Below are 25103 nucleotides of genomic sequence, written 5' to 3'. Positions count from 1 at the left end.
GCGTTCGTCGACCCCTCTGTGCTAGTCGGCACAGGCCGCACAGCCTGTGCTATACCGTTCTGACGCATTGGGCCGGCGAAATCGGCCCGTTTACAGGGGGATATCGGCAGCCATCAGGCCCGAACCACCTGTGTGTTCTGATGGCTGCCCGCACAGAGCGAGGTAACGATCATGAGCATGATGCAATGCACCTACCGCGACCACCTCATCACCGCCGAGGTGATGGAATATCCCGGCACCCCGACACCCTGGGCTGGTGGTTGCCGGATCACCGACCCCGCGGGGCACACGACCCGTCGCATGCCGCTACCGCTCGAGCACGCCTTCATGGATGAGCTGGAAAAGGCTCAGCGACTGTCCATGGCCCACGGCAAGTGGCTGGTCGACCAGCACCTCGACCACGGCCGGGAGTTGTACCAACGGGCAGCTTAGTAGTCGCGGACCAATCCCTCATGCGTCGGATGCCACCCATCCGACGCAGTCGAAGCGTGTCGGCCGCGGCGTGCCGCGCCGCACACAAATAGTTTCACCTACGGCCTGTACGCCATCTTTGCGCCTTCGCGCGAGCAATGGCAGCGATCGCGCTAAGTTTCAGATAGCAAAGCCAAAATCACTCCGAGCTGGACAGCTTCGGCGACATCTTAGGCGTTGCTTATTCAGCGAAACGGTGGCATAGCTATTACCAAGCCACCTGAAAAGGTGGTGCTCATAAGCGGAAGTAAGGACGACTTATGCAAATCCAGGTTCATAGCGATAACCACATTGAAGGCAGTGCCCGTCTGGCGGATTGGGTCAGTGCCAGTGTCGCAGGCAAGCTGGACCGGTTCGACGACGAGCTGACCCGCGTCGTCGTGCACCTCAACGATGAGAATGGTGACAAGGCCGGCGCCCATGACAAACGCTGCCAGATCGAAGCGCGCCCTAAGGGGCTGCAGCCGATTTCCGTCACGCACAAGGCCGAGTCGCTTGAATTGGCTGTCGACGGTGCTGTGGACAAGCTCAACAACGCCTTGGCGCATCAGTTCGGTAAATTGCGCAGCAAGCGCGCTGGTGGCCAACCGCAAATGATCGACGGTGCCGCCGTAGCCGGCCGCGATGCGCTGCTGGAGGAAGACTTCCTGGCGGACGAGCAGGTCCGCAACTCCTAAGCCTCAAACAAGGGCCTTCTGCGAGGAAGGCCCTTCGCCCTCAGTGCAGCAGTTCCGGCGGAATGCTGCCGCCGTTCTCAGCCAGTTTCTTCATCACCGCGCGGTGCAGCCACATATTCATCTGCGCCGAGTCCGCCATTTCTGCCGGTGGGCAGCCGAGCTCGGTTGCCAGCTCACGGCGTGCTTCCAGGCTGCTGTTCAGACCGAGCAATTTCAGCAGATCCACGATCGAGGTGCGCCAGTTGAGGGCTTCGGGATGCTGTGCCGCCTTGGCTTCCAGCTGCGCCACCACATCAATGCCGCTGGCGGTGCCGCGCGTCTGATTCAGGTCCTTGTGCGGTGCGATGGTTGCGTTGTCAGTGGTGCTCGGCCGGTCACTCAGCGTGATGCCTTCGGCGCTGGACCGCTCGGCATCGGCCGGAGGTACATCGGCCTTGGATTGCGCCTCGTTGGAGACATCGCCCAGGCCGAGCTTGGCTTTGATCGAGTCGAAAAGTCCCATGTCCATTCTCCGTGCTGTTGGTGTCCGCATTCGACAGCAACACAGGGCCGGACATTCGCTTCCATAGGTCGGACTACCTAACTAGCCGTGCTCCAGCCAGGCGACGGCTTCTGCTTCCTGATCCAGGTCGAAGGCCTTGATGGTCAACCCGGGAATCAGCGCGCCTTCCACTTCGCTGGCCTTGCGCAGCCACTCCTTGCCGGCTATCACAGCGCAACGGTCAAAGCGGCGAATGAAGCGGAAAAGCTGCGGCAGGCGGGACAGTTCCACTCCAACCGCGCCCAACGTGGGCAGGTCGAAATCGCCGATGCGGTAGAGCATCCGGCCATGGCTGATGCCTTCGGATTTGAACAGCAGATCATCCAGCGCGCTGCGCATGGCCTCGCTGTCCAGCTTGCCGGAAAAATCGACATCGATGCGGTTTTCGCTTCTGCGCGATACCTGAAACATGACGAGTCCCTCGGGTTCTGCGGGTGGTCCGGATGTCATCTGACCATAGCCGCCGCGAGGAGAACGGGCCAAAAAAAAGCGGATCGCGAACGTCTTTCTTGACTTGGATCAGCATGCGCGGCGCCGATCCGTGAGCCTCCAGAAATGCCCGAAAGCCGCGCCGCGTCTGGCTTCCAGAAGAGCGACCAACGGCGTCAAGTTGCCCTTCGGTCGGCCGAGAAACGAGATAACTGCGCCGCCAGCGAGTGCTGGCGGCGCCTTCTTTCCTGCTTTTCTGCAGTTGGAAACCTTCCATGACCAGCACCTTGGCGAACGTCATCCAGTCCGTACTGCGCGGGCTGGGCCTACGCACCATCAATCTGCAATTTTTCTTTTCCTACAGCCTGATCTTCCTGTGCGCGGCGTTGACGGCTGGTGTGCTGTTCATGTCGAGCAAGGACGCCAGCCAGATCGACATGGCCGGTGCCCAGCGCATGCTCAGCCAGAAGATGATGAAGGAGGCGCTATTGGCCGCACGCGGTATCGGCGGCCCGGCTGACGTCGAGAAGACCATCCAGCGCTTCGAGCAGTCGCATCGACTACTGCTCAATGGCGACCGAGCTCAGGGCATCCCCCGCGTCGAGCTGGCCAGTGCGCAGCCGCATCTGCAGCGCGTCGACCAGATCTGGCAGCGTTACCGGCCCGCCATACAGGCTCTGGCTGCGGGTCAGAGTGCTGACGTGAACGCGATTGCCACCGACTCCAACGACATCCTTGCCGCGGCCAACGAGGTGGTGCTGCTGATATCCGCCGAGGCCAATCGCAGTGCCTCCCAGCAACTCTGGGTCGCCTTGGGTTCGACGCTGTGCATTCTGCTGCTGGTTATCCTCGGGCGAATTGCAGGCATGAACTGGCTGATGCTGCAGATCGATGAGCTGCGCGGTCGCCTGGAAAAGGTCAGCCAGGGCGATTTTTCCTCGCCGCTGCAGGTGCGTCATGCCGATGACGAAATGGGCATGATCACTCTGGCCTACAACCGTCTGCTGGGGCAGGTGGGCGAAATGATCAAGGGCGTGCGCCAAGCAGCGGATGAAGCCGACGCACAATGCGTGCGCATGGCCGGGCTGGCGGGTGACAGTGCACGCAACGTGGAAGGGCAGCAGGCGGAGATCGACCAGGTCGCCACCGCTATGAACGAAATGCTGGCGACCTCGCATGAGGTGGCACGCAGCACCGTCGAGGCCGCCAATGCTGCGGATGTCGCCGAGCAGGAAACCAACTCCGGCAGCGCAGTAATGAATGAGTCGGTTGGCGCCATCCGCACCCTGAGTGGTCATGTCGACAGCCTCTCCGACGTCATGCAGCAGCTGGTGCAGGACAGCCACGAGATCGGCAAGGTGCTCAACGTGATCAGCGGGATCGCCGAGCAGACCAACCTGCTGGCACTCAATGCCGCTATCGAGGCGGCGCGTGCTGGCGAGCAGGGTCGCGGTTTCGCCGTTGTTGCCGACGAAGTACGCAGCCTGGCCAGTCGCACGCAGAGTTCGGCCAAGGAGGTCAGCGTGCTGGTCGAGCGCCTGCAGAGCCAGGCGACCCGCGCCGGTCATGCCATGGATGCATCGCGGCAGAGCAGCTCGGTGACGCTCACCCAGATCGAAGCGGCGCAGCATGCGCTTGGGCAGATCGTCGGTGCGGTGCAGACCATTCGCGGCATGACCAATCAGATCGCCACGGCGGCCGAGGAGCAGTCACAGGTGGCCGAGGACATGAACCAGTCGCTGACACGCATCGCCCAGGTTGCCGACCAGGCCGCTGGTGTCACTCAGGACACGGCGACGTCAGGCAATACCATCATGCAGAGCATGAAAGGCCTCAAGGCGCTGACTGGGCGTTTTCGCCTGGAGTGTTGAGCCGCAGGCAGGCGTAGCGGGGGAGTGCTGCAGGAGAGGGGCGCCTGACCGGCGTCACGCGGAAAATCCCTGCACCTCAGTGCAGGGATGGAGGGATCAGTCCTGGCGGCTGGTCACTTCCAGCAGGTGGTAGCCGAATTGCGTCTTCACCGGACCCTGAACAACGTTGATCGGGGCGCTGAACACCACCGTGTCGAATTCCTTGACCATTTGGCCGGGGCCGAACGAACCGAGGTCGCCGCCCTGACGGCTGGACGGGCAGCTGGAGTTTTCCTTGGCGACCTCGGCGAAGTCGGCACCGCCCTCGATGGCGGCTTTCAGTTCGTTGCACTTGGCTTCGGTGGAAACCAGGATGTGGCGGGCAGTGGCACGTGCCATGGTAGCTCTCCTCTTCAGATAGGCCGTTGAGGCTACCGCAAACTGCCGATATTGGCGACCGCGCCGATATGGCCTTGGGGGCGTAATGAAGGCCCCCTACAGCGTCTCTTTCGGGTACTCTCGCGCGCTTTTTCACCGGACCTGGAAGAACGCACCATGCTTGATACCACCCTCGCGCAGCTTGAAAACGTCATCAACGATCTGCTGCAGCGCAACCAGAACCTGAGCGAGCACTGTGCCTTGCTTGAGCAACAGCTGCAGCAGGCGCGAGAGGAGAACGACAACCTGCAACTGGCTGCGCTGGAACAGGAAGACAAGCAGGGCGCTACCCTGGCGCGGCTGCAGGCGCTGGTGGAGCGCGCAGCTGGAAGTAACGCCGCATGACGACTGATGGCGTTCAGGTGCTCAAGGTGTTCGGCCGCGAATACTCGTTCCGCGCACCGCCCAGCCAGGACGCGCTGTTACAGGAGGCGACCGCGCTGCTGCAGCGGCACCTGGCCGATAGCCAACGGCAATTTCCCAACGCCACTGGCGATAAGCTGCTGGTGCTGACTGCACTGAACCTCTGCGTGCCGCTGCTGCAGCAAAATGAGCAGATGCACGACGTCGAGCGGCGCATTGCAGCCAGCGTCGCGCGTATCACTCAGCAGCTCGACGCGCAGGGCTGATCGCCTACCTCACGCGGCGTCGCTGCTGCGCGCGGTTTTGCTGATCGGCTGCTCGGCCAGATAGCGTTGCAGGCGGGCCTTTTCCGGCTCGCTGAACGCCAGCCCGAGCTTGGTGCGACGCCAGAGGATGTCATCCACCTGGGTTGCCCACTCCTCGCGCCGCAGGTAGTCGACTTCCTGCTCGTACAGCTGCTGACCGAGGTCCTCGCCGAGTGCATCGAGCGAGCGCGCTTCGCCCAGCATGCGCCATACCCGATTGCCGTAGAGCGTCGCCCAGCGCTTGGCCAACGGCAGTTTCAGCCCTTGCACCTTGGCCACCAGCTCTTCGGTGAGGGCATCGACCGTGCTTATGTCTTCGCCGCCAGGCAGTGCCGCCTGCGCCGTCCAGCTTTCACCCATAGCCGGGAATAACGGCTTGAGCTGCGCCATCGCCGACTCGGCGAGCTTGCGGTAGGTGGTCAGCTTGCCGCCGAATACCGAAAGCAGCGGTGCCTGCTTCTCTTCCGCGGCCAGCGACAGGGTGTAGTCGCGGGTGACGGCAGAGGGGTTATCCGACTCGTCGTCGCACAGCGGCCGGACGCCAGCGAAGGTATGCACAATGTCCCTGGGTTCGAGCTGCTTGCGGAAGTGCGTATTGGCCACGCCCAGTACGTAGGCGATCTCTTCCTCGCTGATGCTCACTTTGGCTGGGTCACCGCGATACTCACGATCAGTGGTGCCAATCATGGTGTAGCGGTCCAGATAGGGGATGGCGAAGACGATGCGCCGATCCTCGTTCTGCATGATGTAGGCCTGCTCACCTTCATACAGCTTGGGGACGATGATATGGCTGCCCTGGATCAGGCGGATGCCGTACGGCGAGCGCTGCTGCAGATTCTCGCCGATGAACTGCGCGACCCAGGGCCCGGCTGCATTGACCAGTGCCTTGGCCCTTAGCGAGAAGCGGCTGCCGTCCTCGCTCTGTAGCTCGACCTGCCAGATACCGCCGGCACGTTTGGCGCTCAGACATTGGGTTCGGGTAAGGATGTGCGCGCCTTTCTCCCGTGCCGCCATGGCGTTGAGCACCACCAGCCGCGCGTCGTCGACCCAGCAGTCGGAGTATTCGAAACCACGGGTGATGGCTGGCTTCAGTGGGCTCTCCTTGCCGAAGCGCAGGCCCCGCGATGCCGGCAGCTTCTTGCGCATGCCCAGGTTGTCGTAAAGAAAAAGACCGGCGCGAATCATCCACGCCGGGCGCAGGTGCGGGCGGTGGGGCAACACAAAACGCATCGGCTTGACGATATGCGGTGCCTTGGCCAGCAGCACTTCACGTTCGGCCAGTGCCTCGCGGACGAGGCGGAATTCGTAGTGTTCCAGATAGCGCAGCCCGCCATGAATGAGCTTGCTGCTTGCCGATGACGTATGACTGGCCAGGTCGTCGCGTTCGCAAAGGAACACCGACAGCCCGCGACCAGCTGCATCGGCAGCGATGCCGACGCCATTGATACCGCCGCCGATCACGGCGACGTCATAGAGCTCGGAGACGGGCTGAGCGGAATGGGGCACGGGCTTCTCCTCGGAAACGAAAGATCATGTTCGGTTTTGAACATGCTATTCGTAAAAGAATCCGTATGAAAGCAAAAATGTTCGAAATTGATTAAAAGGAAAATATTCGAAAGGTGCAGGTGGGATGTCTGCTGTTGAGCACAGCGGAGCGCCTGCTTATATCGGCATCCATCTTGTGGTGGTTACCCATCCTGGGGGCGACCCCCTTGAGCCACCTACCAGGCCGCGGCGCGGAGCGTCGTAAGGCAGCGCTCCTCCGCGGACCATAGGAGCGCTCAGTCAGTAGATGCCGCGTATTGGCTGTTTGTCGGCAGGCTGCGATTCGCGGCCGAGACCGCTGCTACAGGTTCGGCGTCGTGGGGTGGGAAGCTGTTCACGATGGAGGCGGTTCGCCTAGTCGGCGATTTCCAGCTGCACCTTGTGGCGGGCCAGCAGCTCGGCGAACACCTCTGAGGGTGCCGAATCGGTGAACAGGCAATCGATCTGTTCCAGGGAACCCAGACGGGTCATGGCGCTACGGCCGAACTTGCTGGAGTCCGCGGCGAGGAAAACCTTGCGCGCGTTATGGATGATCGCCTGGGAGACGCGGACTTCCTGATAGTCGAAGTCCAGCAGGGTGCCGTCCTCGTCGATGCCGCTGATGCCGATCAGGGCGAAATCGACCTTGAACTGGCTGATGAAATCGGCGGTAGCCTGGCCCACCACGCCGCCGTCGCTGCGCACGTTGCCGCCTGCGATCAGCACATCAAAGTCTTCCTTGGTGCTGAGGATGCTCGCCACATGCAGGTCGTTGGTGATGATCTTCAGATCGCGGTGGTTGAGCAGGGCGCGGGCGATGGCTTCGGTGGTGGTGCCGATATTGATGAACAGCGAAGCCTGGTCTGGAATACGTGCAGCCATGGCCGCAGCGATGCGCAGTTTCTCGTCGCGCATCTGGTGCGCGCGCTGGCTGTAGGCAGTGTTCTGCACGCTGGAGTCGTAGGCTGCGCCGCCGTGGTAGCGCCGCAGCAGGCCGGCGTCGCCCAGTTGGTTGATGTCGCGGCGGATGGTTTGCGGCGTGACGGCGAAATGCCGCGCCAGCTCGTCGATGCTCACGTAGCCGCGCTCGCGCACGAGTTCCAGAATGTTCTGCTGTCGGGGCGCCAGGCTCATGAGGCTTCCTTGTTCGCTGTTGTGCGGGAAGCATGCCGTAGTCTGGCGTTCGATTAAAGCGCCGATTGTTCGAATTCGCGCATTCCGCGCCTGCATCCGAATGATCGGAGCGCAGGCGCCGTCAGCCCCTTATCAGTCCTCGGCCCAGTTGCGCGTGCGGTCGACGGCCTTCTGCCAGCCGCGATAGAGCGCTTCGCGCTGTTCGCTTCCGCACGCCGGTTCGAACACCCGCTCGATGCTGCTCTTGCTGCGCAGCTCGTCGAGATCGCTCCAGAAACCGGTCGCCAGGCCTGCCAGATAGGCCGCACCGAGCGCGGTGGTTTCCTTCATCTGCGGCCGCTCGACCTGGGTGCCGAGCAGGTCGGCCTGGAATTGCATGAGGAAGTTGTTGGCGACTGCGCCGCCGTCCACGCGCAGGGCGCGCAGGCGCTCGCCGGCGTCCTGCTGCATGGCGTCGAGCACGTCGCGAGTCTGGTAAGCGATGGATTCCAGCGCTGCACGGATCAGGTGATCGACCTTGACCCCGCGAGTCAGGCCGAACAGTGCGCCGCGGGCACGCGGATCCCAGTAGGGCGCGCCGAGACCGGTGAAAGCTGGCACCAGGTAGATGCCATTGCTGTCCGGCACCTTGGTGGCGAAGTATTCCGAATCCAGCGATTCGTTGAGCACCTTCAGTTCGTCACGCAGCCACTGCACGGTGGAGCCGCCATTGAAGATGGCGCCCTCCAGCGCATAGTTCACCTCGCCACGCGGTCCGCAGGCGATAGTGGTGAGCAGGCCGTGTTCGGATTGCACCGCCTTGGTCCCGGTGTTCATCAGCAGGAAGCAGCCGGTGCCGTAGGTGTTCTTGGCCTGCCCAGGCTCGACGCACATCTGGCCGAATAGTGCGGCCTGCTGGTCGCCGGCGATGCCGGCGATGGGAATGCCGGTGCTCTGGCCGGAGCCGATGTAGGCGTGCCCGTAGATCTCCGAGGAGGAACGCACTTCCGGCAGCATCTCGCGCGGAATATCCAGCGCTTCGAGCATCACCGGGTCCCAGTCCAGCTTGTGGATATCGAACAGCAGCGTGCGCGACGCGTTGGTGTAGTCGGTGACATGGGCCTTGCCCTGGGTCATCTTCCAGATCAGCCAGCAGTCGACGGTGCCGAACAGCAGTTCGCCGCGGCGGGCGCGCTCACGGCTGCCCTCGACGTGGTCGAGAATCCACTTGATCTTGGTACCGGAGAAGTAGGGGTCGATCACCAGACCGGTGGTCTTGCGGATGTGCTCGTCCATGCCGTCGCGCTTGAGCTGGTCGCAGATCGGCGTGCTCTGGCGGCTCTGCCAGACGATGGCGTTGTAGATCGGCCGGCCGGTGATCTTGTCCCAGACGATGGCGGTCTCGCGCTGGTTGGTAATACCGATCGCCGCCACCTGCTCGTTGGTGATACCGGCTTGGGCCAGGGCTTCGACGAATACGCCGCTCTGGGTGGCCCAGATCTCCATCGGGTCGTGCTCGACCCAGCTCGGTTGCGGGTAAATCTGCGCGAACTCGCGTTGGGCGATGGTCACCACGTTGGCGTTGCGGTCCAGCACGATGGCGCGGGAGCTGGTGGTGCCCTGGTCGAGGGCGACGATGAATTGCTTGTTCTGATTGCTCATGGGGTCGTTTCCTTAGCGAACTTTGCTGATGTCGGGCTGCGCGGAGCCCATTTCGGCAGAGGCCTTTTCCTTGGGTTTTGGTGCATCGCAGGCGGCCGATCCAACGCCTGGCAGGTGCCGGCAGATGAGTGCCTTGTAACCGGCAGCGCCGAGGCAGGCGCCGAGAATCGGGGCGAAGATCGGGACCAGGAAATACGGAATGTCTCGCCCGCCAGTGAAGGCCACGTCACCCCAGCCGGCAAAGAAGGTCATCAGTTTAGGCCCGAAATCCCGTGCGGGATTCATCGCGAAGCCGGTCAACGGACCCATCGCGCCACCGATGACGGCGATCAGCAGTCCGATCAGCAAAGGTGCCAGCGGGCCGCTGGGCAGACCATTGCCGTCGTCGGTGATGGCCATGATCATTGCCAGCAGGATGGCCGTGATCACCATCTCCACCAGGAACGCCTGGCCGAACGATAACGAGGCATGCGGGTAGGTAGAGAAGATCGACGCGAGCTCGAGACTCTCGACACTGCCGCGAACCATCTGCTGGGCCTGTTCGAAATCGAAAAACAGGCTGCTGTACAACCCGTAGACCAATGCCGCGGAACAGAAGGCGCCGGCCACCTGCGCCAGGATGTAGGCTGGAACGCGGTGCCGCTCGAAGGTGCCGAACAGCCACAAGGCGATGGTGACGGCCGGGTTCAGATGAGCACCGGAGACGCCGGCGGCAAGGTACACCGCCATCGAAACGCCGATGCCCCAGATGATGCTGATTTCCCACAGGCCCAGATCGGCACCGCCGAGCTTGAGTGCTGCGACGCAGCCGGTGCCGAAGAAAATGAGGAGGGCAGTGCCGAGAAATTCGGCGATGCATTGTCCCTTCAGCGTCGGGACGATGGGCGTAGTCATGCGTGAAGCCTCTTCGTTTGTTTTTGTTTTATTCCGAGCACTGCCTTGGTTCGGAATTGTTCGGAAACGAAAACTTAGAGGCAAAAAAAGGCGCTGTCAAAGTAAAAATTCGAACATTTTGCCGAGGGTTGCGCGGAACAAACTGCGCCGTGAGCTGTCGTGCAGTGCCTGGGCACGCCGTTCGCCAACCGTCAGGTGCGTATAGCCGGCCGTAAGCGTGGCTGTGCTGGGCGTTTAACGCCGACGGCGCCAGAGACGCCAACCGAGCAGCAGATCGTCCGCCATGGGCACTAGCGCCAGCGCCAATAGCAGTGCGGCCAGCGGGACGGTGGAGAGAAAGCCGAAGTGCTTGAAGCCGACCGCGCCGCTCAGTCCGCCAATGAAGAAGCTCGTCACCATCAGCAGGTTGATGCGCAGGCGCTGCCGGTTGGCTCGGACCGGTGGCATGTCGTCATGACGACTGCGGTTGAAGTAGATCAGCCGCCCCAGTTCGATCCCGATGTCGGTCACCATCCCGGTGATGTGGGTGGTGCGAACTTCGGCGTTGGAGAGCTTGGTGATAATCGCGTTCTGCAGGCCCATGATGAAACACAGCAGCACCACGGTCAGCGGCACGAAGAAACCCGGGACGCTCATCAGCCGTGCACCGAGGACGCCGAACAACAGCAACAGTGCGGCTTCCAGGGCCAGCGGCAGCGCGTATTGGCTGTGCAGTCGACGGCGGCGCGAGAAGTTGATCATCAGCGTCGAACACATGGCGCCGAGGATGAACGAGAGCAGCGCGCCGAAACCGGCGAGCACCATGTCAGTGGCGCCCAGGGCCAGGTTGTCGGCCATTGCCGAAACGATGCCGGTCATGTGCGAGGTGTATTGCTGGACCGCGAGAAACCCGCCGGCATTGGCTGCGCCGGCAACGAATGCCAGACAGATGCCGAGCTGGCGGTTGCTCTGTGTGGAGCGCCGACGATCGGTCAGACGACGGGCGTAGTTGATCGGCATGGCAGGCTCGCGCTCCGAAGCAAAGCGGCGATTATAGAGCGCAAGGCGTGGCTCGAGCGGACATAAACTCAGCGCCGCCGCCCAGCCTTGCGACCTCCACTGCGCCGCGCCGCTCGTGGCTTACGCTGGCGCGACAGCTCGCGGGTGATGGCGTCATTGAGCAGCTTGCGCGCCGCCTCGCCATCGTCGTGCTCGGGAAAGTGTTCGGGCAGGCTGCGAGCCAGATGCAGGTAGGTCTCCACCACATGCAGAGTGCTTTCCAGACCGGCCAGATCGGCACCAAGCAGCAGCTTGGGCATCGGAATGGCATGGCCTTCGGCGACCCGCTTGATCCAGCGTTGGGCATGCTGACTGGCCGGGCTGTCGAAGCCGCCACGGATCGGCGTGCAGGCGAACGTCCAGCGCAGCCAGAGCGGAATCTTCGGATCGTCGATCAGCTCGATCCATTCGGCCAGTTCGTCCGGCAATATCGAGATGAAGGCCTCTCCGTAGTTGATATTGCGGTTGAAGGTCAGCCAGGCGCGCAGCAGGCTCGGCTCGCCCATCAGTTCGGAAATGGCGGAGAGGTGATCGATGGACGGGCGCACCTGGAACTGACTCAGGTCCACCGGCGCATCCGGGCTGTTGAACAGGCGGCGGATGGACTTGAGCGTCTGCGGATCGAGCGCGGTGATCTCGCCGCTGTCGTGGTGGCCGAAACGCCCGGCCCGACCGCCGATCTGCTTGACCTCCTGTACCTTGAGCTGACGATTCTGGATGCCGTCGAACTTTTCGTCCGTATAGAAGCACAGCGTATGCGCCGGCAGGTTGAGGCCCATGCCGACTGCATCGGTGGCGACCATGATGTCCGCCTCGCCTTCGCGAAAGCGCCGGGCCTGTTCGCGACGCACCTCCGGCGAGAGCGCACCGTAGACCACCGAGACGCTCTTGCCGGCGCTTTCGAGCATGCCCTTGAGTTCGAGCACCAACTTGCGACTGAACGCCACCAGCAGCGAGCCGGGTTCCAGGCGCTCCAGCGTCGTGGCATGGCGGGCGACTTCGACCGGCGACAGGCGCTTGGTGCGCTGCACCACCAGCTTGTCCTCGCAGAGGTCGCAGAGGGTGCGCAAAGAGGGCTCGATAAGCGCCGGGCCGGTCATCATCAGTTGCGGCGTGTGCGCGCTGACCAAGGCATCGACCCAGGCCCAGCCGCGTTGCGGGTCGGCCATCATCTGCACTTCATCGACCACCACTACGTCCCAGTGCTGATGGCGGAAACGGGCGAACTCCTCCACGGTGCAGCAGAAGTGCGTGGCGCCTTCGCGGATGATTTCTTCCTCGCCGGTTACCAGCGAGCAGGGCACACCCATCGATTCGATGCGCTCCTGATTCTCCAGCGCCATCAGCCGCAGCGGCGACAGGTAGATGCCATGCTCGGCCGCCGCCATCGCCTCGATGGAACGGTGGGTCTTGCCGCTGTTGGTCGGGCCGAGCAGGGCGGTCCAGCGGCGCGTCAGGCGCCGGGCCGGGTAGAGCTTGTGGTAGTGGACGAAGCGCGGGTTGTTCTCCAGCAGCACGGCAAACGCCATTTTCTCCTCATGCTCGCGGCGGGCGGCACGGATCGCCTTGCGCATGCGTCCGGGTTCGAGCGCGAAGAGTTCGGTCAGGCGCTTGTGCCCGAGCAGCTGCAGGTCGAAGCCGTCGGCGAGCTCGAGCATGCGCTCGAAGGTGGCCTGCAGCTCCTCCCGGTCCTTTCTTTTCCAAGCCTCGACCTCGGTCGCGCCGAGCAGATGATCCTGGCCAGCGGGGATGCGGCGCTGCAGTTCGAGCACGAGACTGTCGCGTCGCAACGGCACCACGTAGCGCAGCTCGTGGCGGATCTCGTTGAGCGTGGCGACGGCATGCGGCAGGAACTCGTCGAGTCGCGACAGCTCCGGTCGAATGCGCGCCAGACAGCGCTGACGCTCGTCTTCATCCATCTCGGCAAAGGGCCGTTCGAGCACCTGCAGCCGATTGCGCACGTAGCGCTGCACGGCCTGTTTCAGGTTGCCGGCGAAATCGCCGCGCTGCGGGCTGTCGTCCAGACGCAGCGCCCACTCAGGTTCCAGCAGATGGGGCGGGGAGCCCAGGCTGAAGGTCTTCTCGCTGCCGAACAGATCGACGCTGCAGAGAATCTCGCCGAGGTCGCGGCTGACGACCCGATCGAGCAGCTCGTCTGCGGCAGGTTCGGCCAGCAGTTCATCCACCGCCTGCCCATGCAGCCCCAGCCAGAACGCCTTGGCTGCGCGCCCGAGCCCGGCGATGGGATAGCCAATGTAAGGCGTGAACCACTTTTCCTGATGATGCTTCTTCGCATTGAAATCCGGATAGCGCGCCGTCGCCCAGTCGATGAAACGCGCCAGACGCTCGAGCCTGATGGATTTGAACTGCTTACCGCCGGCCTTGGCCATGATCGACACCTTTGCTGATCAGTCTTGTTTTCTACGACTCACGATGCGCTCGTTTGCTCGGCAGGGCGCGTGACCGGTCGGCGATTATAGGGGGAGGTGTCGTGTTTTCTCTTCTTGCGTGACGGCAATCAAGAAAGCGAACCGTCTGTCAGGATGGCTGTTGGCCATTATTGGCCCATGCCCTATAGTGCGCGCCGCAATGGATGGCCAACAGCCCCGGTAGAGCCGGCTGGATGAGAGCTGTCGATTTTTCGATGGACAACAAGGGACTTAAAGATGAACGCCAAACACATTCTTGCCGTAGCCGTTAGTGCCGTACTGCTTTCGGCCTGCACCGCCACCACTTCGCTGCGCTCCACCGATCCGGATCTTGCCATCAAGATCAACCAGGACGCACCGCTGGTACTGAAGAACCCCGTCAGCAAGACCTACAAGGCCACCAGCTTCGGCCAGTACCGCTTCCGTGCCGAGAAGCCGGGTATGGAGCCGATGTACGGTCTGATTCCGTTGAAGTTCAACAGTGGCTATCTGGTCGCGGACATCCTGTTCTTCGCCCCGGCGGCGTTCTACAACCTGCGTGAGGTCTACCCGTTCTACGAGTTCGACGTAGAGAAAAACGAGGTTCGCTACAAGAAGAACGCCGGTGACCAGTGGACCGTGTACAAGCCGACGCCGGCTGAAGTGGCTCGCGCTCAGGCCTACTTCGCCAACTGATTGCGCCTCGGCAGCCCTTGCGCCTTCAAGGTGCAGGGGCTTTCAGCTCAACCCTCTCGCTCCACCCTATCGCCATCTTCACGGCGATTGTCACTCAGCTGCAGCTTCAGGCTGCGCACTTCCTCGGTCAGGCACTCCACTTGCAGCAGCAGCCGCTGCAGCGTTTCCCGGTCGGCCAGTTGCTCGCGGTTGTCTTCCTCGTGCCGGTCGGCGACGAACAGCGAACCGATATAGGCGGCGAAGCTGCCGAATAGCCCGACGCCGGAGACCATCAACAGCACCGCGACAATGCGGCCCTGGGTAGTGACCGGATAGAAGTCGCCGTAGCCGACCGTGGTGACGGTGACGAATGCCCACCACAGCGCCTCTTCCGGCGTGTTGATCGAGCTCTCCGGATTCGGCGCTTCCACCAGGAGCATGGTCAACGCGCCGAAGGCCACCAGTAGCATGGTTGCCGTGGCGGCAGAGGCGACGATGCCTTCGGCACGGTTGCGAAACAGGATGCGCCAGATCAGCCGCAGCGACTTGATCGCCCGTAGCACCCGCAGAATCTGGAATGCACGGAACAGCTTGGCTGCCTGCAGCCCACCGGCCGGTACGCTGGCCAGCAGATCGACCCAGCCCCAGCGCATGAAGCGCAACTTGTTCTCGGCCTGTTGCAGGCGCATCCAGAAGTCGAGGAAGAAAAAGAAGCAGACGATGTTGTCCAGATACCCAAGCAGAGTCGATATGTCGTCGGGCAGATCGAATACCAGATCGGCCACCAGCGCGCCGATCACATAAATCGACAGCACCAGGATGAGTATCTGAAAAGGCGTGACGGAGCGTTGCTTCATGGATGAACCGTGTGAGCTGAGGCGGGCGGCGCGCAAGTTTAAAGCACATGACCAGCCAGCGTTGGCTGCGAGATCAAGAGGATTTTCGATGAAATCCAGCGAAAGCATTCGTCTTGGCTACGCCGGTTGGAGCCTGCCGCGAGCGGCCTGGCCGGCGTTCCCGAGCGATGGCACCCATCTGCAGCGCTTCGCCCATCAGTTCACGGCAGTCGAAATCAACAGTTCGTTCTACCGTCCGCATCGTCCGGCAACCTACCGCAAGTGGGCCGCGAGCGTGCCGGAGGGTTTCGGTTTCTGTGTAAAGGTGCCTCGGCAGATCACCCATGAACAGCGATTGCGCGACTGCGGCGCCGCGCTTGAAGGTTTTCTCGACGAAGCGACCGAGCTTGGCGACAAACTCGGTTGCCTGCTGTTGCAGCTGCCGCCATCGCTCGGCTTCGAGCGTGCGGTGGCAGGCGATTTCTTCGAAGCGCTACGCGAGCGCTATGCCGGCCAACTCGCCCTGGAGCCGCGGCATGCGAGCTGGCTGGATGCCGATGAACTGCTCGAGCGTTGGCGAATCGCCCGGGTGGCAGCGGACCCTTCACCAATTGCCGGGGGCGATCAGCCGGGTGGCTGGGCGGGCATGCGTTACTACCGGCTGCACGGCTCGCCACGTATCTACCATTCGGCCTACTCGGCCGAATGGCTGGAGCGGCTGGCGGGTGAGTTGCGGGCTTGCGCTCGGTCCGGCGTGCCGTGCTGGTGCATCTTCGACAACACCGCCAGCGGCGCTGCAACCGAAAACGCACTGGCGGTGCAGGCGATGTTGCGTGATTGAGGTGGCCGCGTCGGTTCAGCGCGGGATGATGCGCACTCGGCCTGCAGTGTTGTCGCGGCGCGCGGCTTTTTCGTTTTCGGCTCGGCCGGGAATCGAGCCGGCATCCTGGCCACGATCCGGTGTTGCGCTGCCGTCCAGTTCGCGCTCATCAACGCTGATTGAAGTGGCATCCGGGTAGCCGGTGGTCAACGTCTCGGTGCTGGCGGTTACTGGCGTGGCATCGTCGTCGCCCCACTTGGCACTGCGCTCGTCGATATCGATGGCACCGTTGCGCTCCATGACTCGTTCGACGGTGGATACCCGGCTGTCGTCTTCAAGCGTTACGGTCACGATGGTCGACCCGCGGCGGGCCGCTTCGGGGTAACGGCCTGCATGCTTGCTCGATCCGTCGCCGAAGACCTTGTGAAAGAAACTGCCGATCTTGTCCGCCACCGTTGCATCTTCATCCGGCTCCTCGCCGACCACTTCCACCCGGCTGCTGTCGACGGTTTCGGTGTTGAAGGATGCCGATATCTGGATGTCATCGCTGGACACTCCTTCGCTCACGAGTTCGGCTTTGACTTGCTCTGCTTCGGCGTAGCGGTCAAAGGCCGCAATGAGAATCTGGGTCATGACTTCACCTTTTCATATGCAGACTGGCTGCGGTGGGTGTGCGTGGCGGGCGCCTGGACCGGTAGCGGTCAACGCATAGGTACTGACTGTTTGGCGTGACAACCTTGGCGATGGTTCCGTGCGCGCTCATTTCCCGATGATTCAGGCCGGGGTGGGCAAGTTCGAATTTCAGTGAAATGCCTGCTGCGATTGAGGCGATTGATAATGCTCTTTTGAAGTGCTTCTTTAAGTGGAATGCACCACCTGCTTGCGTGGCACTAATAGTTGCACTGAAAACACTTTTTAACTGTGCCGGTACAATTCGAACTGTTCCGTTAGTTTTCACTTTTATTTTGTGTTGGTGTAATTGAATAGTTGCTTCTTTGACCTTGAAATGCCCGTTACAGAGCTTCTGGCGCGCTGATTGCTAAGTACGAATTGCCTAGGTAAACCGGAAGTGAGATCCGCTTCCATCACCCTGCTGTTTGATCAACAGTCGGCATGCTTAGTTATGCAGATTTCAAGGAATTAACATCGTGGAAAGTTACGCTGTAAGCAGACGTACACTTTTGCAGTGGATTGGCAAGACGGCCGGTGCGGCTGCCATGTACCAGGCAATGACCTCGCTTGGCTTTGCCGCCGAAACCCATCACAACGAGCAGTTCGCCCTGAGCGGCGCACCAAAGGGCGCGTCTGTACTTGTACTGGGCGCCGGACTCGCTGGAATGGCGGCGGCTTACGAGCTTCGCCGTGCCGGCTACAAGGTCAAGGTGCTTGAGTACAACGCCAAGGCTGGCGGGCGCTGCTGGTCCCTGCGCGGAGGCGACCGTTACACCGAGCTGGGCGGTGCGACCCAGGAATGCCGTTTCGATGAAGGCAACTACCTAAATCCCGGTCCCTGGCGCATTCCTTATCACCATCATGCTGTTCTGGCTTACTGCAAGCGTTTCGGGGTGAAGCTCGAACCTTTCATTCAGGTCAATTACAACGCGCTGGTGCACTCCACCGAGGCCTTCGGCGGTAAGCCGAAGCGTCACCGCGAAGTGCAGGCCGACTTTCAGGGACATGTCGCCGAGCTGTTGGGCAAGGCGGTCAATCAGGGCGCGTTGGACCAGAGCCTGACCGTGGAAGATCGCGAGAAGCTATTCGAGTCGCTGCGCGCGTGGGGTGCGCTCGACCACGACGGCAATTACCGAAAAAACATGGAGTCGAGCCTGCGCCGCGGCTTTGCAGTCGATGCAGGGGGCGGGTTGATGCCATTGGCCGAGCCGTCGGAGCCTATCGACCGGCAGGCGTTGATCGATTCCGGGCTGTGGAAAAAACTGATCGACGGGCAGGAATACGAGTATCAGAGCAGCATCTTCCAGCCGGTCGGTGGCATGGACATGATTGCCAAGGCCTTCGAGCGTGAAACGGGGGAGATGATTCGCTACGGTTCCAAGGTCACGCGCATCGACCAGAACGAGCAGGGCGTTACCGTGACCTACAAGAACAGCGACGGCAGCGGCGAAGCGATGCAGGACAAAGCCGACTGGTGCGTCTGCACACTGCCGCTGTCGATCCTGAGCCAGATCCCCGTAAGCGTCAGTCAATCCATGCAGGATGCGATCCGCGCCGTGCCCTATGACTCCTCCGTAAAGATCGGCTTGCAGTTCAAGCGTCGGTTCTGGGAAGAAGACGAGCACATTTACGGTGGCATCAGCTACACCAACACTCCCATCGAGAAGATCAGCTATCCCAGCACCGACTACGGGAAAAGTGGCAAGGCAGTGCTACTGGGCGCCTATGTCTGGGGTCCCAATGCCTACGAATTCACCGCTATGTCCCCTGAACAGCGTGTGAAAAAAGCCGTCGAGTACGGCGCACTGCTGCACGCGCAATATCCCGAGGAGTTCGATAACGGCATCGCCGTTGGCTGGCACCGCGTGCCTTGGGCGCAGGGATGCTACGGCATGTGGAGCGAAGACAGCCGTGAGAAGCATTACCGCAATCTGTGCCAGATCGATGGCCGCATCGTTCTGGCCGGTGAGCATGCGTCCTACATCCCGGCGTGGATGGAAGGGGCGATTCTGTCCTCGCTCGATGCAATCAAGCGCCTTCACACCCACGCCGTCGCCACGCAGCGTGCTGCCTGAGTCATGAGGAGAAGCATCATGTCGATATTCAACCCAGGCCTGGTTGCAGCGATCAGCCTTCTGGCCGTGGCGGTCGCGGCGACTCCCGCTTCGGCGGCGAATCCGCCACCTTTTTCCAAGGGCGAAACCTTCGAGGAGACAACCGGGGAGGATCTGTTCAACGGTATCTGCCAGGGCTGTCACATGGAAGGCGGACAGGGCGCGATTGGGGCTGGTGCCTACCCTGCGCTCAAGGACAATCCGCGCGTCGCGTCAGCGGCCTACCCGATCTACATGGTGGTGAACGGCCAGGGCGGTATGCCCAGCTTCAAGGACTATCTCAGTGATCAGCAGATCGCCGAGGTGGTGAATTATGTCCGTACTCACTTCGACAACAACTTCCCCGACGCCGTCAGCGTCGAGGACGTGCGCAAGATCAGCCTGCGCTAGAGCCCGAATATCAACCAGGAGAAATCGATGACCCGTAAATTGCTAACTGCCGCCACGCTGCTGTCCACCGTTCTGTTCGTGAGCCACGTCCAGGCAGCCGATGGCGTAATCCGCCACAAGATCCCCGATTCGGATTTCCCGATTTCGCTGGCGGTAGAGATCCCTGCGAGCGCGACCGTGGTCAACCTTAGCGGCGCTGTGCCGAGGATCAGCGACGGTGATACCGAAGCGCAGACAGTCAGTGTGCTGCAGAGCATCGAGGCAACGCTCAAGAGCCTGAATCTAGCGATGAAGGATGTGATCAAGATGCAGGTATTTCTGGTCGGCGACTCGGCCAAGGCCGGCAAGATGGATTTCGAGGGATTCATGAAGGGCTATACACAGTTCTTCGGCACCGAAGACCAGCCCAATCTTCCGACCCGGTCTGTTTTTCAGGTTGCAGGCTTGGCCAATCCCGATTGGCTTGTCGAGATCGAAGTCACCGCCGTTCGGCCTTGACCACCAGGGCCGCGCCTGTCCGGCGCGGCTTCGGATGCGGGTTCATTGCAGGTCAGCCGTTGACCACCTTGCCGCCATTGATATGAATGGTCTGGCCGCTGACGTAAGAGGAGTCGTCGCAGGCCAGATAGACATAAGCCGGACCCAGTTCGGAAGGCTGGCCGCAGCGGCCCATGGGCATCTGGCTGCCGAAATCTTCGAGCATCTGCGGGTCGTGCTTGCCGAGGGACGGTGGCTGCAGCGGCGTCCAGATCGGGCCAGGCGCGATCTGGTTGACGCGGATCTCACGCTCGATCAACTGCTGTGACAGTGCCCGGGTGAAGCCATCGATCGCGCCCTTGGTCGAGGTGTAGTCCACCAGCAACGGGTGGCCGATAAAGGAGTTGATCGACGTGGTGTTGATGATCGAGGCGCCGGCCTGGAGATGGGGCAGGGCGGCACGGGTGAGATAGAAGTAGCCGTGGATATTGGTGGCGAAGGTCTTTTCCCACTGCTCGTCGGTGATGTCCTCGAGGCGGGTTTGCACCTCCTGGCGGCCGGCATTGTTGACCAGCACATCCAGCCGGCCAAACGCTTTCACGGTTTGCTCTACGGCATCGTCGCAATGGGCGCTGTCGCGGATATCGCCAGGTAGCAGCAGGCAGCGCCTACCTTCAGCTTCAACCATGCGCTTGGCGTTTTCGGCGTCTTCGTGTTCGTCGAGATACATGATCGCGACATCCGCGCCTTCACGGGCGAAGTGCACCGCTGCCGCTCGACCAATGCCGCTGTCGCCGCCACTGATCAGCGCTACCTTGCCGGCCAGCTTGTTACTGCCCCTGTAGCTGTCGCGGATGAACTCGGCCTGCGGGTGCATTTCGGTTTCGCGACCGGGCAGGCGGTCCTGCTGCTGAGCGGGAATCTTCGGGTAAGCCATACGTACTTCAGTCCTGAAATGGGTTCTGTAGGTACGGCTGGCGCTCGCCCGGAAAGTTTCGACGGGAGGAGTCGGGCAGCAGAGTGCAGTGACGAACCACCGGTAGTACCGACGCCGTCGCGGCCACTCGTCGTGGCGCACGTTTGCGACCTGACATCAGTGGATGGCGGGCGTAGAATCCGCGCCGCTTCGACTGTCCCGTCCCTCACTCCATCCGCTCCCGCTGCCATCCTGCTCGCTTCGCGCCAGCGGGCCGCGTGCGTCATGGCATTCGCGCAGGAACCGTCGCCCTTATACCCTCATTCGTCGCGCTTTGCTTCGACTGAATCGCTACCAGACACACTTCTCCATGAACGAATCGCAAAGCTCCCCGGCCGGGAGCTGGCTCAGCGTGATCGCACTGGCGCTGGCCGCCTTCATCTTCAACACCACCGAGTTCGTCCCTGTGGCGCTGCTTAGCGACATCGGCCGCTCGTTCGACATGCCGCCATCCCAGGTCGGGCTGATGCTGACCATCTACGCCTGGGTGGTTGCACTGATGTCGCTGCCAATGATGCTGCTGACGCGCAATTTCGAGCGCCGCACGCTGCTGATCCTGGTCTTTGTGGTGTTCATCGGCAGCCATCTGGTTTCGAGCGTGGCGTCGAGCTACGGCATGCTGATGCTCAGCCGGATTGGCATCGCCCTGGCGCACGCTGTGTTCTGGTCGATCACCGCATCGCTGGCGGTGCGTGTCGCGCCCGCAGGCAAGCAGGCGCAAGCCCTGGGCCTGCTGGCGACCGGCAGTGCGCTGGCGATGGTGCTGGGCATCCCGCTGGGGCGTGTGGTGGGCGCGGCGCTGGACTGGCGCACCACCTTCCTGGCCATCGGCGTGATCGCCGCGCTGGTGCTGGTGGTCCTGGCGCGTACGTTGCCCTCGCTGCCGAGCCAGAATTCCGGTTCGTTGCGCAGCCTGCCGGTGCTGTTCAAGCGCCCGGCGCTGTTGACTGCCTATGCGCTGACCGCGCTGGTCATCACGGCGCAGTTCACTGCCTACACCTACATCGAGCCCTTTGCGCAAACCGTCGCGCACCTGAGCGGCGACATGACCACCGTCCTACTGTTGCTCTTCGGTGGTGCCGGTCTGCTCGGCTCGCTGCTGTTCAGCCGATACAGCGGGCGCTATCCGAGGGGCTTTCTGATCGCGGCGATCGCGGTCATGGCGATCTGTCTGCTGCTGTTGCTGCCGGCTTCGCGCGAGAGTTCGCTGCTCGGTGCGGTGGTGGTGATCTGGGGTATTGCGGGAATGTGCTTCGGCCTGGCGGTGCAATCGAAGGTACTCAACCTGGCTTCGGACGCGACCGATGTCGCCATGGCCATGTTCTCCGGCATCTACAACGTCGGAATCGGCGGCGGCGCCTTGCTCGGCAGCCTCGTTGTCAGCCATCTGGGGCTGCGTGAGATCGGCGTGGCCGCCGGCTTGCTCGCGGTCGCCGGCCTGTTGCTGTGTGGCGTTGCGACCTATCGCTTTGCCCGAACGGCCAGCAGCACGGCGGTGTAGTTTCAGCCGCTATGGTGGTGCTCTGCCGAGCATGGCCTTGGCGGTTGGGTCAGTCAGTTTCTCTGGCACGGTAGCCTGGAAATCTGCGCCTATTCATTGCGTGGTAGCGTTTTCGACAGATGCCAGGGGCGCTCTGTGGGCCGCCTGGGTGCGTGCGATATCCAATGCCGCACGCTCCAGGCAGCGGCCGATTACCCGGTCACGATGCTGGTTGCTGCGGATGCCATCTAACAGGGCTAGAACCACATATGTAACCGTGGCTAACGCCAGCACAAATACGATGCCTTTTCCGGCGATCCAGGTATCGGTCAGCTTGATGACGTCCGTCGACAGACTGACGATCGCCGAAACCAGCATGACGATGACGAGATTCTGGGAGACCCAGCGTTCCTGAGGTGGCGGGCCGGCGATCTCGGCGATGCGTGCCAATTCCTGAATGCTCGCCGCATTGAACCCGCGCTCTACAAGGGCATTTCGGAACAGCACGTAGCGCAGCAGTTCTTCGCGGCGTAGAAAACCGTAGCGATTCAGCGTTTCTCGGGCATAGATATCCCGGTAGTACCACGCGCAATAGCGCTCCCGGGCCAGCAGCATGCCAAACAGAGCAAGCAGTGCGCCGGCCATGGCAGCCAACCCCTGCAAAGGTGACTGGCTATTGAGCAAGGTCCCAACCAGCAATATGCCGACAGCGATCGCCAGCGCCCAGGAAGGCCAGACCATGCGCAGCCCGCCATGCGTGAAGCTCGCCTTGAACACGCCGGGTTGGCATCGTCGATAGAGCGAGCGGATCTCTGCCCATGTCGCAAGTACAGTCACGGCAGCGCCTCCCCGGATGTATGGACGTCAGGCGTGCGGCTTGTTGCGGATGGTCTTCATCAGATCGTCCGGCGTGATTTGTCCGACCACGCTGCTGCCGCTGCCCGGCAGCGGCAGGTCGAGGATGTGGCCCTTCATCTTGCCGACCACGTGCATCTCGCAGGGCTTGCAGTCGAAGGTCAGGGTCAGCACTTCGTCGCCGTGCACCAGCTGCATCGGGGCGACCTTGGTGCGCACGCCGGTGACGCCCTTGGCCTGCTTCGGGCAGAGGTTGAAGGAGAAGCGCAAGCAGTGCTTGGTGATCATCACCGGGACTTCGCCGGTTTCCTCATGGGCCTCGTAGGCCGCGTCGATCAGCTGCACGCCGTAACGGTGATAGAACGCCCGGGCCTTCTCGTTGTAGACGTTGTAGAGAAACGACAGGTGCGACTCCGGGTAGACCGGCGCCGGCACGCTGACCGGCTTGCGCCCGCCGCGCGGACGGATGGCTTCGCGCGCTTCGCCCAGCGCCTCGATGGCTTCACGGCGCAGCGCCTTGAGTTGCGAGTTGGGGATGAAGAAGGCCTGCGGCGCATCCACTTCGACTTCTTCGGCGTGGTAGATGGTGGTGCCCAGCTGGCTCAGCAGGTCAGCGATCTGACCGGGCACCTGCTCGGGCTTCTTCGCTTCGCCGAAGGGGCCGGGCAGGGTGGCCGTGGCATAGGCGCCTTCCTCGCTGGTGACGTGCAGCTCAAGCTCATCGGCGCGCAGCTTGGCCAGCCAGCGCACACCGACGCGGCGTTCGGCGGAGGTCTTGAGCAACGCGTTCTGCCAGTTGTGGTCCAGGTTGCGGTTGAGCGGATGGTTCGGGCGCACCTGACGCATGGCGGCGGGCATTTCGTTGGGTTCGACGCGGTACTGCCAGAACGACTGACCATCTTCCTCGAACTGCTTCAGCGGCTCGACCACGCTGGCGCGGAAACCCACCACCTCGCGCTTGATCAACACGTTGAGGCCGTCACCGTTGGACAGCGGCTCGCGGGTCTGCACGGTCAGATCATGCTTGCCGACCTTGAGTACTTCGCCGACGGCGAGGCCGGTGAAGGTCGGCGAATCGAAGGCGCCGATGTCGATCTTGCGGTCGGTGACGAAGTAGTCGGTGCTGCCGCGGTGAAAGGTCTTGTCCGGGTCCGGCACGAAGAAGTGATCGGTGCGGCCGCTGGAGGCGCGGGCCAGGTCAGGGCGTTCGGCGAGGATGCCGTCGAGGCGCTGGCGGTAGTAAGCGGTGATGTTCTTCACATAGCTCACATCCTTGTAGCGCCCCTCGATCTTGAACGAACGCACGCCGGCGTCGACCAGCGCACTCAGGTTCGCGCTCTGGTTGTTGTCCTTCATCGACAGCAGATGCTTTTCGAAGGCCACCACGCGGCCCTGATCGTCCTTCAGCGTGTAGGGCAGGCGGCAGGCCTGGGAGCAGTCCCCGCGGTTGGCGCTGCGCCCGGTCTGCGCGTGGCTGATGTTGCACTGCCCGGAAAACGCCACGCAGAGGGCGCCGTGAATGAAGAACTCAAGGGTCGAATCCACTTCGTCGTAGATCGCGCGGATTTCCTGCAGGTTCAGCTCGCGGGCGAGAACCAGCTGCGAGAAACCAGCCTTATCGAGGAACTTGGCCCGTTCCAGCGTGCGGATGTCGGTCTGGGTGCTGGCGTGGATCTCGATGGGCGGAATATCCAGCTCCATCATGCCCATGTCCTGCACGATCAGAGCATCCACGCCGATCTCGTACAGCTGGTGGATCAGCGTGCGTGCGGCTTCCAGCTCGTCGTCATGCAGGATGGTGTTGATGGTGACGAACACCCGCGCATGAAACAGGTGGGCGAATTTCACCAACTCGGCGATATCCGCCACGCTGTTCTCGGCATTGTGCCGCGCACCGAAGCTCGGGCCGCCGATATACACCGCATCGGCGCCATGCAGGATGGCTTCACGGGCAATGCTGGCATCCCGGGCGGGGGCGAGCAGTTCGAGATGGTGCTTGGGAAGGGACATTGGCGCGGACCGGGTTTGAATCGAAAGGCGCGCATTGTAATGGCTTGCGGCCGGTTTGGGACTGGCCGCCGGGCGAGTGGGGGCG

Annotated in this window: 25 protein-coding genes; 11 read left to right on the top strand and 14 right to left on the bottom strand. The window is 62.2% G+C overall.

From position 1 onward, the window contains the following. The first annotated feature begins 171 nt into the window (after nt 1-171). Together UIB01_RS13785 and UIB01_RS13780 are read left to right on the top strand one after the other, a co-directional pair. Entirely contained in the window at nt 172-432 is a 261-nt protein-coding gene (locus UIB01_RS13785; RefSeq protein ID WP_038661523.1) for a hypothetical protein, read from the top strand. A gap of 299 nt (nt 433-731) precedes the next feature. Beyond that, the gene (locus UIB01_RS13780) at nt 732-1148 is read left to right on the top strand and encodes an HPF/RaiA family ribosome-associated protein (protein ID WP_038661520.1); all 417 of its coding nucleotides are present in this window, start codon (nt 732-734) and stop codon (nt 1146-1148) included. A 40-nt stretch (nt 1149-1188) separates the two neighbouring features. On the opposite strand, the gene UIB01_RS13775 is transcribed toward UIB01_RS13780, so the two are convergent. Then, on the bottom strand, nt 1189-1650 hold the full coding sequence (locus tag UIB01_RS13775) for a DUF3597 domain-containing protein (protein WP_038661517.1): 462 nt from the start codon (nt 1648-1650) through the stop codon (nt 1189-1191). Between the two features lie 81 nt (nt 1651-1731). Next, nucleotides 1732-2100: a SpoIIAA family protein gene (locus tag UIB01_RS13770; protein ID WP_038661514.1), complete on the bottom strand. Its 369-nt coding sequence runs from the start codon at nt 2098-2100 to the stop codon at nt 1732-1734. A 293-nt stretch (nt 2101-2393) separates the two neighbouring features. Here UIB01_RS13770 and UIB01_RS13765 point away from each other — a divergent pair, with 293 nt between their 5' ends. Further along, nucleotides 2394-3989: a methyl-accepting chemotaxis protein gene (locus UIB01_RS13765; RefSeq protein ID WP_038661511.1), complete on the top strand. Its 1596-nt coding sequence runs from the start codon at nt 2394-2396 to the stop codon at nt 3987-3989. Between the two features lie 96 nt (nt 3990-4085). On the opposite strand, the gene UIB01_RS13760 is transcribed toward UIB01_RS13765, so the two are convergent. After that, a complete protein-coding gene (locus UIB01_RS13760) occupies nt 4086-4385 on the bottom strand; it encodes a peptidylprolyl isomerase (RefSeq protein WP_256380638.1) in 300 nt (99 codons plus the stop codon). Nucleotides 4386-4523: 138 nt separating this feature from the next. Here UIB01_RS13760 and UIB01_RS13755 point away from each other — a divergent pair, with 138 nt between their 5' ends. Both UIB01_RS13755 and UIB01_RS13750 read left to right on the top strand, forming a co-directional pair. Then, entirely contained in the window at nt 4524-4751 is a 228-nt protein-coding gene (locus UIB01_RS13755) for a hypothetical protein (protein ID WP_038661508.1), read from the top strand. Continuing rightward, a complete protein-coding gene (locus UIB01_RS13750) occupies nt 4748-5035 on the top strand; it encodes a cell division protein ZapA (protein WP_038661505.1) in 288 nt (95 codons plus the stop codon). Before UIB01_RS13755 ends, UIB01_RS13750 begins: the two co-directional genes overlap by 4 nt. A 9-nt stretch (nt 5036-5044) precedes the next feature. On the opposite strand, the gene glpD is transcribed toward UIB01_RS13750, so the two are convergent. The 6 genes from glpD to UIB01_RS13720 all read right to left on the bottom strand — a co-directional run bounded on the left by glpD (nt 5045) and on the right by UIB01_RS13720 (nt 13695). Continuing rightward, nucleotides 5045-6580 (bottom strand): glycerol-3-phosphate dehydrogenase, encoded by a 1536-nt coding sequence (glpD, locus tag UIB01_RS13745; RefSeq protein WP_038661502.1) that lies wholly within the window; start codon nt 6578-6580, stop codon nt 5045-5047. A 393-nt stretch (nt 6581-6973) separates the two neighbouring features. Beyond that, nucleotides 6974-7732: a DeoR family transcriptional regulator gene (locus UIB01_RS13740; protein ID WP_038661499.1), complete on the bottom strand. Its 759-nt coding sequence runs from the start codon at nt 7730-7732 to the stop codon at nt 6974-6976. A 132-nt stretch (nt 7733-7864) separates the two neighbouring features. Beyond that, nucleotides 7865-9373 carry a glycerol kinase GlpK gene (gene glpK / locus UIB01_RS13735; RefSeq protein ID WP_038661497.1) on the bottom strand — a complete coding sequence of 503 codons (1509 nt, stop codon included), beginning with the start codon at nt 9371-9373 and terminating at the stop codon, nt 7865-7867. A gap of 12 nt (nt 9374-9385) precedes the next feature. Next, nucleotides 9386-10267, bottom strand: coding sequence for an MIP/aquaporin family protein (locus UIB01_RS13730; RefSeq protein ID WP_038661495.1), 882 nt, complete (start codon nt 10265-10267; stop codon nt 9386-9388). A 234-nt stretch (nt 10268-10501) separates the two neighbouring features. Further along, a complete protein-coding gene (locus UIB01_RS13725; protein WP_038661492.1) occupies nt 10502-11266 on the bottom strand; it encodes a YoaK family protein in 765 nt (254 codons plus the stop codon). Nucleotides 11267-11334: 68 nt separating this feature from the next. Further along, complete coding sequence (locus UIB01_RS13720) at nt 11335-13695, bottom strand: SUV3 family DEAD/DEAH box RNA helicase (RefSeq protein WP_038661489.1); 2361 nt, start codon at nt 13693-13695, stop codon at nt 11335-11337. 276 nt (nt 13696-13971) lie between these two features. Here UIB01_RS13720 and UIB01_RS13715 point away from each other — a divergent pair, with 276 nt between their 5' ends. After that, the gene (locus UIB01_RS13715) at nt 13972-14409 is read left to right on the top strand and encodes a hypothetical protein (protein WP_015277528.1); all 438 of its coding nucleotides are present in this window, start codon (nt 13972-13974) and stop codon (nt 14407-14409) included. Between the two features lie 47 nt (nt 14410-14456). On the opposite strand, the gene UIB01_RS13710 is transcribed toward UIB01_RS13715, so the two are convergent. Beyond that, nucleotides 14457-15245, bottom strand: coding sequence for an ion transporter (locus UIB01_RS13710; RefSeq protein WP_038661486.1), 789 nt, complete (start codon nt 15243-15245; stop codon nt 14457-14459). 88 nt (nt 15246-15333) lie between these two features. On the opposite strand from UIB01_RS13710, the gene UIB01_RS13705 reads away from it, so the two are divergent. Continuing rightward, nucleotides 15334-16065 (top strand): DUF72 domain-containing protein, encoded by a 732-nt coding sequence (locus UIB01_RS13705; RefSeq protein WP_038661483.1) that lies wholly within the window; start codon nt 15334-15336, stop codon nt 16063-16065. A gap of 15 nt (nt 16066-16080) precedes the next feature. Here the strand turns inward: UIB01_RS13705 and UIB01_RS13700 are convergent, their stop codons facing one another. Then, nucleotides 16081-16677: a hypothetical protein gene (locus tag UIB01_RS13700; protein WP_038661480.1), complete on the bottom strand. Its 597-nt coding sequence runs from the start codon at nt 16675-16677 to the stop codon at nt 16081-16083. Nucleotides 16678-17261: 584 nt separating this feature from the next. On the opposite strand from UIB01_RS13700, the gene UIB01_RS13695 reads away from it, so the two are divergent. The 3 genes from UIB01_RS13695 to UIB01_RS13685 are packed head-to-tail and all read left to right on the top strand — an operon-like array spanning nt 17262 to nt 19718. Next, nucleotides 17262-18791, top strand: coding sequence for a flavin monoamine oxidase family protein (locus UIB01_RS13695; protein ID WP_038665775.1), 1530 nt, complete (start codon nt 17262-17264; stop codon nt 18789-18791). Between the two features lie 18 nt (nt 18792-18809). Next, the gene (locus UIB01_RS13690; RefSeq protein WP_038661477.1) at nt 18810-19220 is read left to right on the top strand and encodes a c-type cytochrome; all 411 of its coding nucleotides are present in this window, start codon (nt 18810-18812) and stop codon (nt 19218-19220) included. 27 nt (nt 19221-19247) lie between these two features. After that, the gene (locus tag UIB01_RS13685) at nt 19248-19718 is read left to right on the top strand and encodes a RidA family protein (RefSeq protein WP_038661474.1); all 471 of its coding nucleotides are present in this window, start codon (nt 19248-19250) and stop codon (nt 19716-19718) included. A gap of 52 nt (nt 19719-19770) precedes the next feature. On the opposite strand, the gene UIB01_RS13680 is transcribed toward UIB01_RS13685, so the two are convergent. Then, complete coding sequence (locus UIB01_RS13680; protein WP_038661471.1) at nt 19771-20634, bottom strand: SDR family oxidoreductase; 864 nt, start codon at nt 20632-20634, stop codon at nt 19771-19773. A 349-nt stretch (nt 20635-20983) separates the two neighbouring features. Here UIB01_RS13680 and UIB01_RS13675 point away from each other — a divergent pair, with 349 nt between their 5' ends. Continuing rightward, a complete protein-coding gene (locus tag UIB01_RS13675; RefSeq protein WP_080695138.1) occupies nt 20984-22174 on the top strand; it encodes a sugar transporter in 1191 nt (396 codons plus the stop codon). A 93-nt stretch (nt 22175-22267) separates the two neighbouring features. Here the strand turns inward: UIB01_RS13675 and UIB01_RS13670 are convergent, their stop codons facing one another. Together UIB01_RS13670 and UIB01_RS13665 are read right to left on the bottom strand one after the other, a co-directional pair. Continuing rightward, the gene (locus UIB01_RS13670; protein WP_230585250.1) at nt 22268-22930 is read right to left on the bottom strand and encodes a hypothetical protein; all 663 of its coding nucleotides are present in this window, start codon (nt 22928-22930) and stop codon (nt 22268-22270) included. Nucleotides 22931-23017: 87 nt separating this feature from the next. Continuing rightward, nucleotides 23018-25018, bottom strand: coding sequence for a peptidase U32 family protein (locus UIB01_RS13665; RefSeq protein WP_038661465.1), 2001 nt, complete (start codon nt 25016-25018; stop codon nt 23018-23020). Nucleotides 25019-25103 lie beyond the last annotated feature (85 nt).

Origin of the sequence: Stutzerimonas decontaminans (assembly GCF_000661915.1) — a bacterium.
In the GTDB taxonomy this organism is placed as follows: Bacteria; Pseudomonadota; Gammaproteobacteria; order Pseudomonadales; family Pseudomonadaceae; genus Stutzerimonas; species Stutzerimonas decontaminans.
This window is presented reverse-complemented; position numbering and strand designations above follow the sequence as displayed.